Genomic DNA, 16165 nt, shown 5'->3' on the forward strand with positions numbered 1-16165 from the left:
CTTGAAACTCACTCGATCGTGTGAGTTCCGTGTTGATCGTGAGCACAGTCGACCGCGAGGGCACGCCCAGCGCGAGGACGAGGACGAGGAAGGCCAGGACATGGGACGCCACCGACGCTCCGCCGCCGGCCGCGCCGCGGAGGGCCACCAGCCGGACGGTACGGCGGGACGGCGCCGCGATCCGCTCGCTCCGGACGCGGGCGAGGCCCCCACGATGGGCATCGCTCCCTATCTGAACCCCGAGGCCTACGCCGAGGTACGCGCCAAGAGCGACGCCTACCTCTTCGCCGACGCCCCGGACGGCGAGGGCCCGCAGGCCGGCCGCACCGTCGCCTTCCCCCGTGACGGATACACGCCCACCGGCGGCTCCCAGCCCGGCGGTGGGCGCCGTCGCCGCCGCAAGAGGGCTGCCACCCCGGTCCGCACCGGCCTGCTCGGTGTCTCCGCCGCGGTCGCCATCGGCACGGTGGCGGTGGCCACGGGCGTGGTGCCCGGCCTCGACAACTACCGGATCGGCGGCAACAGCGGCGGGGGCGACCGGGTGCAGGCCCGGGACACCCCGACGAACGGCCCGTCCCAGCAGGGCGGCACCTCGGGCAGCGCCGACACCGGCCGGGGCGGCGACGCGGCCACGAGCCGCGGCACCGACCGCTCCCCCTCGTCCGCTCCGTCCGCCCCCTCCGTCCAGTCGCCGTCGAAGGGCGCGTCCGCCGAGGACTCCCCGTCCTCCTCGCCGTCCTCGGCCTCCCCCTCCACCTCGGCGCCGGCCTCGAAGCCCGCCGCCCCGGCCGGGACACCGTCGAAGACCAAGAAGCCGAAGACGCCGCCCAGCGCCGAGCCGAAGCCGACCACTCCCTCGCGCCCGGCCACCAAGGAGCCCGCGAAGCCCAGCGCGCCCGCCGCGGTCTCCGAGGAGGCCGTCGCCCAGGCACAGGTGCTCAAGCTGGTCAACGACGAACGGGCCAAGGTCGGCTGCAGCCCCGTGGCCGCGAACAGCGCGCTGCGCGAACTGGCCGAGGACTTCAGCCGGGCCATGGCGACCCAGGGCTTCTTCGACCACACCGACCCCAGCGGCGCCACCCCCTGGGACCGGGCGTCGGCAGCGGGCATATCCGGCCTCGGCGGCGAGAACATAGCCCGCGGCCAGGCCGACGCCCAGGCCGTGATGGACGCCTGGATGAACAGCCCCGACCACCGGGCCAACATCCTGAACTGCGACTTCCAGACCCTGGGAGTCGGCGTCCACTTCGGCTCCGGCGGCCCCTGGTGGACACAGGACTTCGGCTACTGAGATAATCGCAGGTCAGAGGGCTAGGCGCCCTCGTGGGCCGTGTCCGGGCCGTCAGCGGCAGGCTCCTCGTCAGAGAAGACGCGATCCACGGCGGCCCGGGCCCGAGTCCCGCTCGACGTGTCGCAGGAGTGGAGCGTCAGCACTGCGACTGCCGAGAAGGCTCTGCGGAAGCTGCGCAACGAGGGCCTTGTCAGGGGCATCCATGGCATCGGAACCGAGGTCTTGGACCGTCCCGCTCCTATGTCCTCCGGGTCTCAGCGCCAGGACCGAGGTCGCCGCACCGGGTCCAGTTGGGGAACCGGCGAACGGTCCGACTCGCATCAGGCTTCGGTGGTGCCGGCGCCCGCGGAAGTGGCCCAGGCACTGGACCTCAAGCCCGGCTCGAATGTGATCCGACGCAGCCGGGTCTACCGCGACCGACACGGCATCGTCGCGCACTCCACGTCATGGATCCCCGCCCGGTATGGAGAGCTGATTCCCCAGCTCACAAGCAGCGAGCGACTTACCGGAGGAACCTCCCTGCAACTCATCGCGCAGGCAACAGGCCGTCCGATCACGCACCGGTTCGACACCGCGTCGGCTCGGCTGCTCACTCCGGATGACGCGAAGCTGTTGGAGCTGGACCCCGAGGAGGCCCCGCGGGACCCGGCAGTCGTCATGACTGCGAGGTTCGTCGACAGCGAAGGCGCAGTCGTCGAGTACGGCGTCGACCTCGGCGGCCCTGGACGCACGTGGCAGACGGAATCGGAAGTCACTCAGTGAACCGCGCTCGCCAACCGTTCTGTGTCCTCATGGTGGGACTTCCCGGCTCAGGGAAGACGACTCTGGCCCGTGCTCTGACAGCACGGGGGTTCGTCAGGCTCTGCCCGGACGAGGAGATGTTCCGTCGTCATGGGGTGTACGGGGTCGACTTTCCCCGAGGGACGTTCCCGACCCTTGAGCGGCCGATCCTCGAAGAGACTGCCGTGCAGCTCCGCGAGGAACTCCAGGCCGGTCACGACGTGGTGGTCGACCACGGCTTCTGGACGCCGGAAGACCGGGCCCACTGGCGATCGATCGCTATCGAAGCTGGCGCGATTTCAGTGGTTGTCTACCTGGAGGCCAGCCACGAAGAGCTGTGGTCGCGCGTCAGCAAGCGCAATGCCCGGCATGAGGACGATCCGAACTCGATCTACTTCGCCGAAAGCGACCTGCTCCGCTACCGCAAGCGATTCATTGCCCCGGAGCCCGGTGAACCGCACATCGTCTACAGCGGCGATCCTGAGTCCGTTCTCAAGACCCTGCAACCAGAGCAGACCAGCCCATAGCCCGAGACCGCAGGCACCCAGCCGGCACAGGCACGAGTTACAGGTTTCTCTACCTCATCAAGCCCCGGCTGCGCTCCGCTCCGCCGGGCGCGCTTCCCGGCTCCGCTCCGCGCGACGCTCCTGCCTTCGGCCCGCTCCGCGCGGGCTGCGCCGACGCGCGCCCTGGTATGGGATGGCCGGCGGCATGAGGTCAGAACACGTCGTGGCTGGGGCGGTCGGCTCCACGGCTTTAGGCAGCCACTTTGGGGCGAGCCTCTAAGATCTTGGCCCCAACGTCGTGCTTTAACGGGCAGGTCCACAGACTGCCCGACTCGCCATCAGCTTACGGGGCCAAGATCACTCGCCCCAAAGCAGCTCCAGCCCAAAGCCGCTCCACCGACCTCACGTCATCGGCCACTGCACGCACTGATAGAAAACGCGTGTGACCTACAGATTCACTGCGCATATCGCCTACAGGTGGCACGAGCCAGGGCCGGACATCTATGCCCTGACTGCCGGAGTTGCCGAGTCGGAAGACGGAGAAGGCTTCGCGCTTGAGTTCCAGTGCGGCTTCGAGGAACCCGACGCACAGAACATCCGCAACGGCTGCGACTCATACTGCATAGTCACGCCCGACCAAGGCACCGCTTACGGCTGCCTGCGCACGGTCGAACTAGAGGGAGGCATCCTGCGGGTCACGTTCAACCCCGATTCCTTGGAGGCCCTGTTCCTCGATGATCCGGTGATCGAGGCAGTGCTACAGGCGCCGGCGGGGGACATAGCTCAAATGAAGGAGGCACTGACGCGCGTCCTCGCCTACGGTCGACCAAACGCGCTGCCGATCGTGGTTGGTGTGGACTAAGCACAGCCGCCACTGGGGCCCTCTCTGGGCCGTGCGGGGGTGCTCAACGACGACCAACGCTGACAACCACCGACAGCTAAGTCGCAGGTCGCATCGTTGATCGATTACGGGGCCGCAGGTCAGCGAACCGGCCCACCACTTCTCCGGCTACTGACCGCCCCGGGCACTGCTCCCGCGCTCTCTCCCGCTCAGCGCGCACTGCGGGGCAGCGCTGTGCTCGCGTACGCTGGAGGTATGTCGACCACGCAGGAGCGCACGGCGGAGCAGGATCTGCCGTTTGACGTGTTCTCCCGGGCCTGTCCCTCGCGCGGCACCCTGGAGCACGTCACGGGGCGTTGGGGCGCGCTGACGCTCGGCGCGCTGTACGAGGGGTCCTTCCGGTTCAACGAGTTGCGGCGCCGGGTGGACGGCGTCAGCGAGAAGATGCTGGCCCAGACCCTGCACGCGCTGGAGCGCGACGGACTGGTGCACCGCGAGGCCCAGCCGACCAACCCGCCCCGGGTGGACTACGAACTCACGGCGCTGGGCCACGAGGTGGCCGGGCGGCTGCTCGCGCTCATCGAGTGCGTCGAGGGGCGGATGGACGAGGTGCTGGCCTCGCGCGAGCGGTACGACGAGCGGCGCATGCCTACGGCGTGACCCGGGGCGGGCGCTGGCACTTCGGACAGAAGTAGCTGGAGCGGTTCATCCACGGCCGGCGGCGCATCGGTGTGGCGCAGCGGCGGCAGGGCATGCCCTCGCGGCCGTACGCGTCGAGCGAGCGGTCGAAGTAGCCGGACTCGCCGTTGACGTTGACGTAGAGGCTGTCGAAGCTGGTGCCGCCGACGGCGAGGGCGGCGTTCATCACGTCCCGGACGTGGCCGAGCAGTTCGGTGGTGCGGGGGCGGGTGAGGGTCGCGGTGGGGCGTTCGTAGTGGAGGCGGGCGCGCCAGAGGGCCTCGTCCGCGTAGATGTTGCCGACGCCGCTGATCAGGGACTGGTCGAGCAGGGCCCGTTTGATCGTGGTGCGCTTGCGGCGCAGGGCGTGGTGGAACGCCTCGTCGTCGAAGCGGGGGTCCAGCGGGTCGCGGGCGATGTGTGCGATGACGTCGGGCAGTCCGTCGGCGGACGTGTCGTGCAGGGAGAGGCCGCCGAAGGTGCGCTGGTCGACGAAGCGGAGTTCGGTGCCGAGGGCGTCGGCGAAGCGGACCCGGATGCGCAGGTGCTTCTCGGCGGGTGTCTCGTGCGGCTGGACCAGGAGCTGGCCGCTCATGCCGAGATGGGCGAGGACGGCCTGGTCGGTGTCCTCGAGGGGCAGCCACAGGTACTTGCCGCGGCGGCTGGGCGTGCCGATGCGGTGGTCCTTCAGGCGGTGGGCGAAGTCGTCGGGACCCGCGACATGGCGGCGCACCGCACGCGGGTGCAGTACCTCGACGTCGGCGACCGTTCGGTGGGCAGCCCAGCGCTCCAGGCCGCGCCGTACGACCTCTACCTCGGGCAACTCGGGCATGGCTTCCCCTCGGGCGGGCCGGCCCGGCGGTCTGGGCCGGTGGATGAGCGACGGTCCGAACGCCCGCCCCTTTGCCGGGGCGGGCGTTCGGACCGTGCGGTGGACGGGTCAGGCGGAGGCGGACGCCTCGTCGGGGTCCGCGTCGACGGCGTCGGCCGTCGCCTTGGCGCGCTCGTCCGCCGCGGCCCGGATGGACCGCCACGCGGATTCCGCGGCCTGCTGCTCCGCCTCCTTCTTGCTGCGGCCGGTGCCGGTGCCGTACGAGACGCCTCCGACGCGGGCGGCAGCAGTGAAGGTCTTCTCGTGGTCCGGGCCGGTCTCCGTGACCAGGTACTCGGGGACGCCGAGCCCTTCGGTCGCGGTGAGTTCCTGGAGGCTGGTCTTCCAGTCCAGGCCGGCACCGAGGTTGGAGGACTTCTCGATCAGCGGGTCGAACAGGCGGTGCACCAGTTCGGAGGCCGCGTCGAGGCCCTGGTCGAGATAGACCGCGCCGATCACCGCTTCGAGGGTGTCGGCGAGGATGGACGCCTTGTCCCGGCCGCCCGTGCCCTCTTCACCGCGGCCGAGCCGGATGAAGGAGCCGAGTTCGAGCCCGCGGCCCACCTCCGCCAGCGCACGCGAGTTGACCACCGCGGCCCGCAACTTGGCCAGCTGGCCTTCGGGCAGGTCGGGGTGGGTGCGGTACAGCGTGTCCGTGACGACGAGGCCGAGCACGGAGTCCCCGAGGAACTCCAGCCGCTCGTTCGTCGGCAGACCGCCGTTCTCGTACGCGTAGGAACGGTGGGTCAGTGCACGCACCAGAAGGGCGGACTCGAGCTGATAGCCGAGCCGCCCTTCCAGAAGCGTGTGGGACGAGGCCTGGGTGTCCGCCTTCTTCTTGGCGGGTGGGTCCGCCTTGGCGTCTTCCGCCTTCTTGGGGACTGACACAGTGCCTCTCACCAGCCGCTCAGACCTCGAGGACCTGGCGCTTGTTGTAAGTGCCGCAAGCCGGGCACGCGATGTGCTGCAGCTTGGGCTCGTGGCAGCGCTCGCACGCAACCAGGGTGGGGACCGCAGCCTTCCACTGCGACCGGCGGTGGCGCGTGTTGCTGCGCGACATCTTCCGCTTCGGAACAGCCACGGCTACTTCTCCTGCTTCTCGGCGGCGTCCGCGGAGTCTGCCCCGTCGCCGCTCATCTCGTCCTTCTCGCCGTCTCCGAGTGAACCGGCGAGTCCCTGCAATGCCGCCCAACGGATGTCGACGGCGTCGTGGTGGTGGTCCGGGTCGTCCGACAGGCGCACTCCGCACTGGGAGCACAGACCCCGGCAGTCTTCCTGGCACACCGGCTGCATCGGCAGTGCGAGCACCACCGCGTCGCGCAGCACGGGTTCGAGGCCGATCAGTCCGTCCTCGACGAAGAACCTGTCCTCGTCGTCCTCGGCGTCGTCGCCCGGTTCCGCCACGGGGCGGCCACGGTCGTCGGCGTCAGGGTACGAGAACAGCTCCTGGAAGTCCGCTTCGAGCTGCTGCTCCAGCGGCTCCAGACACCTTACGCACTCCCCCGCGGCCCTGGCACGGGCGGTGCCTGTGACGAGCACCCCTTCCATGACCGACTCGAGCCGGAGATCGAGCTCCACCGGGGCGCCTTCCGGCACTCCGATGACTCCCTGGAGACCGAAGTCCTTGGGAGCGTCGACCGTGCGGGTCAGGCGCTGGAGCGCACCGGGCCGCCGTCCCAGCTCGTGCGTGTCGAACACGAGGGGGTCGCGGTGGTCGAGGCGCGCGTTCAGAACCATTCCTGCTTTCGGTCTTCGTGGGTTGGGGGTGCCACCCTTCGGTGTTCCCGGGCAGCGGCGATCGCGGGCATACACGCGACCGAAGAGCCAGGATACTGGACCATTCGCTCTCGGCCCAATCCGGCCCGGCAGGCCCCCTCGCTCCTAGAGCCCGCGGCCCTGTTCGTACGCCCGCAGCTGCTCGGCGCTGATCATGCTGGTGTCGAAGAGGCTGGTCTCGTCGAGCGCCTGCGGATGGGCCTGCGGGGCGTGCGGGGGCTGCTGCGGCTGCGGGGGCTGGGCGTAGCCCTGCTGTGCGTCGTACGCCTGCTGCCCGCCGTCGTACTGGTAGGCGTACGGGTCGGCGCCCTGCTGCTGGTAGCCGTACGGGTCCGGTCCGCCGTCGTAGGTCTGCTGGTAGGCCGCGTAGGGATCGGGCTGCTGCTGGGAGGCGTAGCCGTACGCCGGTTCCTGGGACGGCATCTCGGGCACGGCCTGCGCCGGCATCCGGGCCGCCACGGGCTGCTGCTCGCCGTACTGGGGCTGCCCCTGCTGCTCGGCGGGGGCGGGGGCGGAAGCCGGGGCGTCGGCGAGGCCCGCGAGGCCGGCGAGGTAGTCGGCGTCGCTGGAGTGCTGGACGGTGGTCATGTCGTCCGCGAGGGCGCCGAGATCGTCGGTGGCGATCCGGCCGTGCAGCTTCTGGCGGCCCCGGCCGACCGCGTCCAGGGTCTTGGCCAGCACGGCCTCGAAGGCACCGAGCTTGGTGTCGACGTAGGCGTCGGCGTCGCGGCGCAGGGTCTCCGGGTCGTGGCTGCGCTCGGGGGCGTCCTCGTCCTCGTAGCCGTTCTCGTCGAGGCCGGGTCCGGTGCCGAGGAGCTTCTCGCGGCCCCGGCCGACGGAGCCGAGGGTCTTGGTGAGCACGACCTCGAAGTTGGCGAGCTTGGAGTCGACGTAGTCGTCGGCCTCGGCGCGGACCTCCTCGGCCTCCTGGCGGGCCTCGGCGAGGATCCGGTCGGCCTCCGCCTGGGAACGGCGGGCGACCTCGGTGTCGGCGATCAGGGAGCCGCGCTCGGCGTGCGCGCCCTCGATGATCCGGTCGGCTTCCTGGCGGGCCTGCGCGACCATCTGCTCGCGGTCGCCGATCAGTTCCTGCGCCTGGGCGAGGGAACCGGGCAGCTCCGCGCGCAGCTCTTCCAGCATCGAGAGCAGTTCGGCGCGGTTGACCACGCACGAGGCCGACATGGGCATGGCGCGGGCGCCGGAGACCATCGCGGTGATCTCGTCGAGCTTGTTCTGCACGTCCACCGTGTGCTCGCCACTCTCTACAGCTGTGTTGGAGACGGACGGGACGACTGTACGACCCCGGGGTGTCCCGGGGACACCGGGTGACGGGTTGTCAGTCTCCGTGCGCTGCGGCGGTGGGCGGGCGACCGGGCGGTCAGCGGTTCCTCAGGCGCTCCGTGAGGGCTTCGAGGACCAGCGGCGGCACCAGGTGGGCGACGTCGCCGCCCCAGGTCGCGACCTCCTTGACCAGGGAGGACGACAGGAAGCTGTAGGTGGGGTTGGTGGGGATGAAGAGGGTCTCCACACCGGAGAGGCCGTTGTTCATCTGGGCCATCTGCAACTCGTAGTCGAAGTCGCTGACCGCCCGCAGGCCCTTGACGATGGCCGGGATCTCGCGCTGCTTGCAGAAGTCGACGAGCAGACCGTGGAAGGACTCCACGCGGACGTTCCCGTACTCGGCGGTGACCCGGCGGATGAGGTCGATCCGCTCCTCGATCTCGAACAGGCCCTTCTTCGCCTGGTTGATCATCACGGCGACGTAGACCTCGTCGTACAGGCTGGAGGCCCGGGCGATGATGTCGAGGTGTCCGTTGGTGATCGGGTCGAACGACCCGGGACAGACGGCACGGCGCACTTGAGTTCCCTCGCTCTCCGGTCCGGTCATCGTGCGTCTTCGCACGTAGAGGCGGCGCGACCGTACCAAAACGTTCCCTCGCCGTAGCGACGGGCCCGGATGGCTTCGAAGCCGTGCGGCCAGCGGAATTCGCCGCCCCTGGTGCTGCGCTCCACGGTGACGAGCGCTTCCGTCCCGAGCCACCCCTCGGTACGGAGTGTGAGCAGGATCTCGCGAAGATCGTCGTCCGAGACGGCGTACGGCGGGTCCAGGAAGACCACGTCGTACGGCTCGGCGGGGGCCGGGGTGCGGATGATCTGTTCCGCTCTGCCCGCCCGGACCTCGGCGCCGGGCAGACCGAGGGAGTCGACGTTCGCCCGGACCGTGCGGGCGGCGCGGGCGTCGGCCTCCACGAGCAGGACGTGCCCGGCGCCGCGGGAGAGCGCCTCCAGGCCGACGGCGCCGGAACCCGCGTACAGGTCGAGGACGCGCTCGCCGTCCAGCGGGCCCCCGAGCAGGGACTGCCAGGTGGAGAACAGGCCCTCGCGCGCACGGTCGGAGGTGGGGCGGGTGCCGGTTCCCGGCGGGACGGCCAGTCGACGTCCGCCGGCCTTGCCGGCGATCACGCGGGTCATTTCTGGGTCCTTGTCGGTGTGCTCGGGTGGACGGACGGTGTCCGTTGCCAGTGTCTCAGCCCTTCTCCAGGTACTGCTCCCGCTCCTCGTCCAGCAGTGCCTCAAGGGCCGTGCGCAGCCCGGGCAGACCGGTCAGCTCCGGGTCGGCGGCGACGACGGCCGCCGCCTCCTGCCTCGCCTCCGCGATGATCTCCTCGTCCTCGATGACGGCGAGGACGCGCAGGGAGGTGCGGGCGCCGGACTGCGCCTGACCGAGGACGTCGCCCTCGCGGCGCTGTTCGAGGTCGATCCGGGAGAGCTCGAAGCCGTCGCGGGTGCTCGCGACCGCGTTCAGCCGCTGGCGGGCCGCGCTCGCCTCGGGCATCTCGCTGACCAGCAGGCACAGGCCGGGGGCGGAGCCGCGCCCGACCCGGCCGCGCAGCTGGTGCAGCTGGGAGACGCCGAAGCGGTCGGCGTCCATGATCACCATCGCGGTGGCGTTGGGGACGTTCACGCCGACCTCGATGACGGTGGTGGCGACCAGGACGTCGGTCTCCCCGGCGGCGAAGCGGCGCATGACCGCGTCCTTGTCGTCGGGCTGCATCCTGCCGTGCAGGACCTCCACCCCGAGTCCCTGGAGCGGGCCCCTGGCGAGCTGCTCGGCGACATCGAGGACGGCGAGCGGCGGGCGCTTGTCGGCGTCGCCCTCCGGGGGCTGCTTGGACTGCTTGGCGCCCTTCCCGGGGTCGTCGTCCTCGTCGCCGATGCGGGGGCAGACGACGTAGGCCTGGTGGCCGTTCGAGACCTCCTCACGGACCCGTTCCCAGGCCCGGGCGAGGAAGTGGGGTTTGTCCGCGGCCGGGACGACATGGCTGGCGATCGGGGACCGCCCGGCCGGGAGCTGGTCGAGGACGGAGGTCTCCAGGTCGCCGAAGACGGTCATGGCGACCGTGCGCGGGATGGGCGTGGCGGTCATGACGAGCAGGTGCGGGGGCTGCTTCCCCTTGCCGCGCAGGGCGTCGCGCTGCTCCACGCCGAAGCGGTGCTGCTCGTCCACGACGACCAGGCCGAGGTCGTGGAACTGCACCTTGTCCTCGATCAGCGCGTGGGTGCCGATGACGATGCCCGCCTCGCCGGTGGCCAGGTCGAGCAGGGCGTGGCGGCGGGCGGCGGCGCCCATGGAGCCGGTGAGCAGCACCACCTTGGTGGCGTGCTCGGCGCCGCCCAGCATGCCGCCCTCGGCCAGCTCGCCCATCATCTCGACGACCGACCGGTGGTGCTGCTGGGCGAGCACCTCGGTGGGCGCCAGCATCACGGCCTGCCCGCCCGAGTCGACGACGGCGAGCATGGCGCGCAGGGCGACCAGGGTCTTGCCGCTGCCCACCTCGCCCTGGAGCAGCCGGTGCATCGGGTGGTCGGTGGCGAGGTCGTCGAAGATCTCCCGGGAGACCTTCCGCTGGCCGTCGGTGAGGGTGAAGGGGAGCCGGTCGTCGAAGGCGGTGAGCAGCCCGTCGGCGCCGGGCTTCCTGGGGACGGCGGGGAGCTGGGACTCGGCGTGGCGGCGGCGGGCGAGGGCGACCTGGAGGACGAAGGCCTCGTCCCACTTCAGGCGGGCGCGGGCGTCCTCGATGTCGGCCTTGGTGTGCGGGCGGTGGATCTTGAGCAGGGCCTCGGGCAGGGAGACCAGGCCCCGGCCCTCGCGCAGGGAGCCGGGGAGCGGGTCGACGGCCTCCTGGGCGCTGGGCAGCACCGTCTGGATCGCCTTGGCGAGCTTCCAGGACTCCAGCTTCGCGGTGGCCGGATAGAGGGGGATGAGGGCACCCGCCCACGACTCGACGCTCTCGGCCGCCTCGCCTTCGTCGTCACCGCCGCGCAGCAACTCGTACGCCGGGTGGGCCAGTTGCAGTCGGCGGTTGAAGACGGAGACCTTGCCCGCGAACATCGCGCGGGTGCCCGGCAGGAGTTCCTTGTGGGGCTTGTGCACGCCGTTGCCGAAGAAGACCAGTTGGAGGCGGCCGCTGCCGTCCGTGATGGTCACTTCGAGACGCTGCCCCTTGCCGCGCGGGGCCTTCGAGGAGGCGAAGGTGTGCAGCCGGGCGTCGGCGACCTGGGCGACCACGGTGACGTGCTCGTCCATGGGCAGGTCGGCGAGGTGGGTGAGCTGACCGCGCTCCTCGTATCTCCTCGGATAGTGGTGGAGGAGGTCGCCGACGGTGTGCAGGCCGAGATGCTCGGCCATCACCTTCGCGGTGGCGGGGCCGAGCACCTTCTTCAGGGGTTCTTGCAGTGCGGGCACGAGATCCATTGCACACCACGCCACTGACAACGGCCCGGGGGGAGCGCCGCAACGGCCCCGTACTCCTGCGGCTACTCCACGCCGACCAGCAGCAGGGCGCCCTGTCGGCCGCCCCGGTAGACCACCGTGTCGACGGCGAGGTAGGCCTCCCGGACGCGGGCCTCCAGCCGGTCGGCGACGGCCCGCGGCGCCGCGTCGCCGAGGACCAGGGTGACCAGCTCGCCGCCGGCCGACAGCATGCGGTCCAGAACGGTCGCGGCGACCTGGGAGACGTCCGCGCCGATCACGGCCACGTCGCCGTCGATGAGGCCGAGCACGTCACCGGCCTGGCAGATGCCGGCCGTGGTCCAGGACTGGTGTTCGGCGACGGTGACCTCGGCGTGGCGGGTGGCGCCGGCCGCCGAGGTCATCGCCACCACGTCCTCGTCGAAGCGCCGCTCGGGCTCGTGCACGGCGAGCGCGGCGATGCCCTGGACCGCGGAGCGGGTCGGGATGAGGGCGACGCGGATGCCCTCGGTGCGGGCCTGCTCGGCCGCCGCGGCGGCGGTGTGGCGCAGCTCGGCGTCGTTGGGCAGCAGCACCACCTCGCGCGCGTGCGCCCGGCGGACGGCCTGGACCAGTTCGCCGCTCGCGGGCGGCTCCCCGGGACGCGCGAGCAGGGTGGTCGCACCGGCCTCGGCGTACAGCGCCGCCAGCCCCTCCCCAGGTACGACGGCCACCACGGCACGCTGGGCACGCTCCCGGGTCGGGCGTTCGGCCTTGGTGGTGTGCGCGTCGCCGTGCCCGAAGTGGGTGATGCGGATCCGGTAGGGCCGGCCGGCCTCGACACCGGCCTCCACGGCGGCGCCCGCGTCGTCGACGTGCACGTGGACGTTCCACAGTCCGTCGCCGCCGACCACGACGAGCGAGTCCCCGAGGGCGTCGAGCCGCTGCCGCAGCCGGGCCACGGCCGCGTCCTCGGCCTCCAGGAGGTAGATCACCTCGAAGGCGGGACCGTTCTCCTCGGCCGCCGTCTCCGTGGCGCACTCCCCGGCGGGGGCGTGCGCGTCCGCGAGCCCCTCGCCGCCACGCTCCGCGCGCGCGTGCGGCACGGCGACCGGGCCGGGCACCCGGCCCGTGAACGTCTCCACCAGGGCCGCGAGGACCGTCACCAGGCCGTGGCCGCCCGCGTCGACCACTCCGGCGCGCTCCAGGGCGGGCAGCTGGCCCGGAGTGGCGGCGAGCGCCGCGCGGGCACCCTCGTAGGCGGCGCGGGCCACCTCGGCGCAGCCGCCCTCGGCCCCGTCGGCCGCGTCGGCGGCGGCCGAGGCGACGGTCAGGACGGTGCCCTCGACCGGGTGGGCGACGGCCTGCCGGGCGGACGCGGCGGCGTGCCGCAGGGCCCGACGCAGACCGGCACCCTCGGCGCGCCCGGAATCGCCCCCCGCGGTGAGCACCTGGGCCATGCCGCGCAGCAGCTGCGCGAGGATCGTGCCGGAGTTGCCCCGCGCGCCGATCAGCGCGCCGTGCGCCATGGCACCGACGGCGTCGGCCAGCGAGGGGCCGTCGCCCGCCCCGGGCGGCGCCTGGCCCGCCGCCCCCGGCGACAAGCTCGCGCCCCCCGGCGACTCGCTCGCGCCCCGCGCACCCGCGTCCAGCTCGTGTGCCGCGAAGACGGCCTCCACGGCCGCGGCCGCCGACTCGACGGTCAGGTAGAGGTTCGTGCCGGTGTCCCCGTCGGCGACGGGATAGACGTTGATCGCGTCGATCTCCTCGCGCGCCCGGCCCAGCGCGCGCAGCGACAGACCGCACCAGGTACGCACCGCCAGAGCGTCGAAGAACCTCTGCGGCACCTGCGCCACCTGCGCCTCCCTGAGCTGCGGACGTGGCAGGCAGCGTAGACCTTGGGGGGGCCGCCCACCGGAAGAGGGCCGGGACGGGGCCCTGAGCTGCCGTGGTAGTTTCGTTGTACGGGAGCAGCCGTTGTATGCTGCTCCGGTTGCCCGATCCCGATCGGGCCATCCCCCTGGCACCGCCACTCAGATCCCGGACCGTTCGCGATTCCGAGACCTTGATCCCGGCATGCCGGGATCAACCGTAAGTGCATCTGAAGTCTTTGGAGTGACCCGTGGCTGCCAACTGCGACGTCTGTGGCAAGGGGCCGGGCTTCGGCAACAACATCTCGCACTCGCACCGCCGTACGTCCCGTCGCTGGAACCCGAACATCCAGCGTGTGCGTACCGTGGTGAGCGGGACGCCGAAGCGCGTGAACGCTTGCACCTCGTGCATCAAGGCCGGCAAGGTCTCGCGCTGACGCGTCTCAGCTGAGCGCGCGGCCACTGCCTGGTCCGCTGTAGGGAGCCGGTCCACCTCGTGTGGACCGGCTTTTTGCCGTGCCCTCACTCCCCCAGCGCCCAGCCGTGGTCCACGGGTCCGATGCCGCCGCCGAGCGGGAACCCGGCGGTGATCGCCCCGGTGACGTACTCCTTGGCCGCCCGCACCGCCACCGGCACCGACTGCCCCTTCGCCAGCCCGCAGGCCACGGCGGAGGCGAGGGTGCAGCCCGTGCCGTGCGTGTGCCGGTTGTCGAGGCGGGGGGCGCGCAGCCAGTGCTCCTCGGAGCCGTCGGTGAGCAGGTCGACGGCGTCACCGGCCAGATGGCCGCCCTTGATCAGCGCCCAGCGCGGTCCGAACGCGAGGACGGCCGCCGCGGCCCGGCGCAGATCCGTTTCGTCGTCGACACGTACACCGGTGAGTTGGGCGACCTCGTCGAGGTTGGGCGTGGCGACGGTGGCGACCGGCAGGAGCCTGGTGCGGACCGACTCCAGGGCCGAGGAGGCGAGCAGCGCGTCCCCGTGCTTGGAGACGCCGACCGGGTCGACGACGGCGGGCGCGTCGGTGCCGGCCAGCAATTCGGCGACCGTCTCGACGAGTTCGGCGGAGGAGAGCATCCCGGTCTTGACCGCCTGCACGCCGATGTCGTCCACGACGCTGCGGTACTGGGCGCGCACCGCCTCCACGGGCAGTTCCCAGGCGCCCTGCACGCCGCGGGAGTTCTGCGCGGTGACCGCGGTGAGGACGCTCATGCCGTGGGTGCCGAGGGCGAGCATCGTCTTCAGGTCGGCCTGGATCCCGGCGCCGCCGCCGGAGTCGGAGCCCGCCACGGTGAGCACCAGCGGCGGGGTAACGGGTGGGGTCGGCGCGGTCACGACTCCACGTCCCCGCCGAAGTGGTCCCAGCCGCCCTTGCTGGTCCAGGGGGCACCGTCGACCGTCACCTGGGGCAGTGCGGAGGGGTTGAGGACCTCGCCGATGACCTTCCAGCGGGCGGGGAGCTTCACGTCCGGCGGGAAGGTCGCCACGATCGCGTGGTCCTCGCCCCCGGTGAGCACCCACTGCATGGGGTCGACGCCGACGGCCTGCCCGATGTCGTTCATCTGGGACGGGATGTCGATCTGTCCGGAGCGCACGTCGATCCGGACCTTGCTGGCCTCGGCGATGTGCCCCAGGTCGGCGATCAGTCCGTCGCTCACGTCGCACATGGCGGTGGCGCCCAGGCCCGCGGCGGCCGGACCCGCGTGGTAGGGCGGCTCGGGGCGGCGGTGGGCCTCGACGAAGGCGCGCGGCGAGCGGAAACCGCGGGACAGGACGGCGAACCCGGCGGCGGACCAGCCCAGCCAGCCGGTCACCGCGACGAGGTCGCCGGGCTGGGCGCCGGCCCGGGTGACGGGTTCCTGGTTGCGCAGGTCGCCGAGGGCGGTGATGGAGACGGTGATGGTGTCGCCGCGCACCACGTCGCCGCCGACCACGGAGGCGCCCGCGACCTGGCACTCGTCGCGCAGCCCGTCCATCAGCTCGGTCGGCCAGGTCACCGGCAGTTCGGCGGGCACGACCAGGCCGAGCAGCAGCGCGGTCGGCACGGCGCCCATGGCCGCGATGTCGGCCAGGTTCTGCGCCGCCGCCTTGCGGCCCACGTCGTACGCGGTGGACCAGTCCCGGCGGAAGTGCCGCCCCTCGACGAGGATGTCGGTGCTGGCCACCACCCTGCGGTCGGGCGCGGCCACCACCGCGGCGTCGTCGCCGGGTCCGACCCGGACCGCGGGGGTGGTGGTGAGACGGGAGGTGAGCTCCCTGATGAGCCCGAACTCCCCCAGCTCACCAACAGTGCCCTTCATCGCCTTGGCTCCCCTTCCGTCCCTGTCCGTGTCCGTGCCCGGTCGCGCGTCATCCGTGTCCTCGTTACGGTCGAAATGACCGTCGCCACGGTCGGCGTGATCGTCAACTCGTGTCCTCCCGGCACCCCGACGCGCGAGGCCCGCGGCCCGCGGGTCTCCCCTCGGAGAGCGGCTACGCGATACCGTGGCGTTCCTTTTCCCCACATGATCCTCGTGGCCGCTCTGGAGGTTCCGTGGTACAGGCGTACATTCTGATCCAGACCGAGGTCGGCAAGGCGTCGACCGTCGCCGAGACGATCAGCAAGCTTCCCGGCGTGATCCAGGCCGAGGACGTGACAGGACCTTACGACGTCATCGTCCGCGCCCAGTCGGACACCGTCGACGAACTGGGTCGCATGGTGGTCGCCAAGGTCCAGCAAGTGGACGGCATCACCCGCACACTGACCTGTCCGGTCGTCCATCTCTAACTCCCGCACCCTCACCGCCGCTCGCTCCCGTCCTGTTGATCGCCGCCGCGCACTG

The 16165-nt window shown here is 71.6% G+C and carries 17 protein-coding genes and 1 pseudogene; 7 read left to right on the plus strand and 11 right to left on the minus strand.

Annotation, left to right across the window (positions count from 1 at the left end):
• Positions 1–100 precede the first annotated feature (100 nt).
• From R2E43_RS10625 to R2E43_RS10645, 5 genes and pseudogenes are all read left to right on the plus strand, one after another.
• Entirely contained in the window at positions 101–1291 is a 1191-nt protein-coding gene (locus tag R2E43_RS10625; protein WP_106518817.1) for a CAP domain-containing protein, read from the plus strand.
• A 123-nt stretch (positions 1292–1414) separates the two neighbouring features.
• Positions 1415–2053, plus strand: a pseudogene (locus R2E43_RS10630) (GntR family transcriptional regulator); the annotation flags it as partial.
• Complete coding sequence (locus tag R2E43_RS10635) at positions 2050–2598, plus strand: AAA family ATPase (RefSeq protein WP_332056144.1); 549 nt, start codon at positions 2050–2052, stop codon at positions 2596–2598. The pseudogene R2E43_RS10630 and the gene R2E43_RS10635, both read left to right, overlap by 4 nt.
• A gap of 421 nt (positions 2599–3019) precedes the next feature.
• Positions 3020–3439, plus strand: coding sequence for an Imm10 family immunity protein (locus tag R2E43_RS10640; RefSeq protein ID WP_332056145.1), 420 nt, complete (start codon positions 3020–3022; stop codon positions 3437–3439).
• Positions 3440–3673: 234 nt separating this feature from the next.
• Complete coding sequence (locus R2E43_RS10645) at positions 3674–4078, plus strand: winged helix-turn-helix transcriptional regulator (protein ID WP_003973421.1); 405 nt, start codon at positions 3674–3676, stop codon at positions 4076–4078.
• Here the strand turns inward: R2E43_RS10645 and mutM are convergent.
• The 9 genes from mutM to R2E43_RS10690 all read right to left on the minus strand — a co-directional run bounded on the left by mutM (position 4068) and on the right by R2E43_RS10690 (position 13331).
• Positions 4068–4928 carry a bifunctional DNA-formamidopyrimidine glycosylase/DNA-(apurinic or apyrimidinic site) lyase gene (mutM, locus tag R2E43_RS10650; protein WP_106518818.1) on the minus strand — a complete coding sequence of 287 codons (861 nt, stop codon included), beginning with the start codon at positions 4926–4928 and terminating at the stop codon, positions 4068–4070. The two genes, R2E43_RS10645 and mutM, sit on opposite strands and share 11 nt — an antisense overlap.
• A gap of 108 nt (positions 4929–5036) precedes the next feature.
• Positions 5037–5867 (minus strand): ribonuclease III, encoded by an 831-nt coding sequence (gene rnc, locus R2E43_RS10655; RefSeq protein WP_003973423.1) that lies wholly within the window; start codon positions 5865–5867, stop codon positions 5037–5039.
• 7 nt (positions 5868–5874) lie between these two features.
• Complete coding sequence (rpmF, locus tag R2E43_RS10660) at positions 5875–6048, minus strand: 50S ribosomal protein L32 (RefSeq protein ID WP_006139588.1); 174 nt, start codon at positions 6046–6048, stop codon at positions 5875–5877.
• A gap of 2 nt (positions 6049–6050) precedes the next feature.
• Positions 6051–6704 (minus strand): YceD family protein, encoded by a 654-nt coding sequence (locus R2E43_RS10665; protein ID WP_003973424.1) that lies wholly within the window; start codon positions 6702–6704, stop codon positions 6051–6053.
• Between the two features lie 144 nt (positions 6705–6848).
• Positions 6849–7988, minus strand: a complete 1140-nt coding sequence (locus R2E43_RS10670) for a hypothetical protein (protein ID WP_003973425.1) — start codon at positions 7986–7988, stop codon at positions 6849–6851.
• A gap of 133 nt (positions 7989–8121) precedes the next feature.
• Complete coding sequence (coaD, locus tag R2E43_RS10675) at positions 8122–8601, minus strand: pantetheine-phosphate adenylyltransferase (RefSeq protein ID WP_003973426.1); 480 nt, start codon at positions 8599–8601, stop codon at positions 8122–8124.
• 26 nt (positions 8602–8627) lie between these two features.
• Entirely contained in the window at positions 8628–9215 is a 588-nt protein-coding gene (rsmD, locus tag R2E43_RS10680; protein ID WP_011030310.1) for a 16S rRNA (guanine(966)-N(2))-methyltransferase RsmD, read from the minus strand.
• A gap of 55 nt (positions 9216–9270) precedes the next feature.
• The gene (gene recG / locus R2E43_RS10685) at positions 9271–11499 is read right to left on the minus strand and encodes an ATP-dependent DNA helicase RecG (RefSeq protein ID WP_030870151.1); all 2229 of its coding nucleotides are present in this window, start codon (positions 11497–11499) and stop codon (positions 9271–9273) included.
• A gap of 62 nt (positions 11500–11561) precedes the next feature.
• The gene (locus R2E43_RS10690; protein ID WP_030870148.1) at positions 11562–13331 is read right to left on the minus strand and encodes a DAK2 domain-containing protein; all 1770 of its coding nucleotides are present in this window, start codon (positions 13329–13331) and stop codon (positions 11562–11564) included.
• 266 nt (positions 13332–13597) lie between these two features.
• On the opposite strand from R2E43_RS10690, the gene rpmB reads away from it, so the two are divergent.
• Entirely contained in the window at positions 13598–13783 is a 186-nt protein-coding gene (gene rpmB, locus R2E43_RS10695; protein ID WP_003973430.1) for a 50S ribosomal protein L28, read from the plus strand.
• Positions 13784–13868: 85 nt separating this feature from the next.
• On the opposite strand, the gene thiD is transcribed toward rpmB, so the two are convergent.
• Complete coding sequence (thiD, locus tag R2E43_RS10700; RefSeq protein ID WP_003973431.1) at positions 13869–14678, minus strand: bifunctional hydroxymethylpyrimidine kinase/phosphomethylpyrimidine kinase; 810 nt, start codon at positions 14676–14678, stop codon at positions 13869–13871.
• Positions 14675–15643, minus strand: coding sequence for a thiamine-phosphate kinase (locus tag R2E43_RS10705; protein ID WP_003973432.1), 969 nt, complete (start codon positions 15641–15643; stop codon positions 14675–14677). The genes thiD and R2E43_RS10705 overlap by 4 nt, the downstream gene beginning before the upstream one ends.
• Before the next feature lie 233 nt (positions 15644–15876).
• Here R2E43_RS10705 and R2E43_RS10710 point away from each other — a divergent pair, with 233 nt between their 5' ends.
• Positions 15877–16110, plus strand: coding sequence for an Lrp/AsnC family transcriptional regulator (locus R2E43_RS10710; RefSeq protein WP_003973433.1), 234 nt, complete (start codon positions 15877–15879; stop codon positions 16108–16110).
• Positions 16111–16165 lie beyond the last annotated feature (55 nt).

Source organism: Streptomyces violaceoruber, assembly GCF_033406955.1.
Lineage (GTDB): Bacteria > Actinomycetota > Actinomycetes > Streptomycetales > Streptomycetaceae > Streptomyces > Streptomyces violaceoruber.

Coding starts and splice junctions, on each gene's coding strand:
- recG (WP_030870151.1), bottom strand. CDS start 11,499: ATGGATCTCGTGCCCGCACTGCAAGAACCCCTGAAGAAGGTGCTCGGC.
- mutM (WP_106518818.1), bottom strand. CDS start 4,928: ATGCCCGAGTTGCCCGAGGTAGAGGTCGTACGGCGCGGCCTGGAGCGC.
- R2E43_RS10665 (WP_003973424.1), bottom strand. CDS start 6,704: ATGGTTCTGAACGCGCGCCTCGACCACCGCGACCCCCTCGTGTTCGAC.
- R2E43_RS10625 (WP_106518817.1), top strand. CDS start 101: ATGGGACGCCACCGACGCTCCGCCGCCGGCCGCGCCGCGGAGGGCCAC.
- R2E43_RS10645 (WP_003973421.1), top strand. CDS start 3,674: ATGTCGACCACGCAGGAGCGCACGGCGGAGCAGGATCTGCCGTTTGAC.
- rsmD (WP_011030310.1), bottom strand. CDS start 9,215: ATGACCCGCGTGATCGCCGGCAAGGCCGGCGGACGTCGACTGGCCGTC.
- R2E43_RS10705 (WP_003973432.1), bottom strand. CDS start 15,643: ATGAAGGGCACTGTTGGTGAGCTGGGGGAGTTCGGGCTCATCAGGGAG.